Source organism: Spongiactinospora gelatinilytica, from assembly GCF_003236385.1.
Classification (GTDB): Bacteria; Actinomycetota; Actinomycetes; order Streptosporangiales; family Streptosporangiaceae; genus Spongiactinospora; species Spongiactinospora gelatinilytica.
In genome coordinates, this window is sequence record NZ_POUA01000745.1 from 1 (window position 1) to 1,144 (window position 1,144).

Consider the following 1,144-nt stretch of genomic DNA (forward strand, 5'->3'; position numbering starts at 1 on the left):
CCGGCCGGAACAAGCATCGTGACCAGCGGGCGTGGTCGAAGTTCGCGGTGCGGGTGATCCTCACCAACCCGCGCTACACCGGTCATCAGGTGTGGAACAAGCAGCGCAAAGACGAGGTCCTGCTGGACGTGGGCAACGTCGCCCTGGGGACGACGACCAAGCAGCGGTGGAACGGTAAGGACGAGTGGATCTGGTCCGATCGGCCCGTTCATGACGCGATCATCGGCGTCGAGGAGTACCAGCGGGTCCAGGAGATCCTGGCCAAGCGCGCGCACGGCAGCTACAGCCAGCGCCCGCATCCGACCCGCCGCCCCTACGCCTTCCGCGGGGTGTTGTTCTGCGGGTACTGCGAGCGGCGGATGCATGGCAACTGGAACAACGACCAGGCCTACTACCGGTGCCGCTTCCCCACTCAGTATGCGCGGGTCAACGATCTCGGCCACCCGAAGGTGGTGTATCTGCGGGAGGCGGAGATCCTGGACGAGGTGGACGCCTGGCTGGGGACCGCGTTCGGGCCGACCGCGCTGGAGCGCACGATCACGGTGATGGCCGAGCAGGCCGTCGATCCCAACGAGGCTACGTTGCACGCGGTGCGGAAGCGGCTGTCGGAGTGCGACCGCAAACTCGGTCGCTACCGGGCCGCGCTGGATGCGGGCGGCGATCCTGTGGAGATCTCCTCGTGGATCAACGAGACGAAAAGCGAACGCGCCCGCCTGGAAGGTGAGCTGAAGGCCGTTCCTGCCGCGCAGCGGATCACCAGCGAAGAGATCAGGGCGATGATGGAAGAGGTCGGCGATCTCGTGCGGCTGATCGCGGACGCCGATCCGGATGACAAGGCCGAGCTCTACACCAAGCTGGGGTTGAGGCTGATCTACTACCCGGAAAAGAAGTATGTGGAGGCTCGGGTTGAACCGGAACCCCCACATGTGCAAGCGGTGTGTGTCCGAGGGGGGACTTGAACCCCCATGCCCGTTACCGGGCACTAGCACCTCAAGCTAGCGCGTCTGCCTATTCCGCCACCCGGACAAGGGTGCCTGGTGGGGGCGTCCCCACTGCGGCGGAATCAGGTTAGCAAACTCTGAGGGCTGCGTCATACCGCCTGTCGCTTATACACATCTGACGCTGCCGACGACTAGTCGAGTGT

At 64.9% G+C, this 1,144-nt stretch carries 1 protein-coding gene and 1 tRNA gene; one reads left to right on the forward strand and one right to left on the reverse strand.

The features are described 5' to 3' along the window. On the forward strand, nt 1-959 hold a 959-nt coding region (locus tag C1I98_RS39095; RefSeq protein WP_199537573.1), incomplete at its 5' end, for a recombinase family protein. Here the strand turns inward: C1I98_RS39095 and C1I98_RS39100 are convergent. Then, nucleotides 941-1,026, reverse strand: a tRNA-Leu gene (locus C1I98_RS39100). The genes C1I98_RS39095 and C1I98_RS39100 overlap by 19 nt on opposite strands. Between the last annotated feature and the right edge of the window lie 118 nt (nt 1,027-1,144).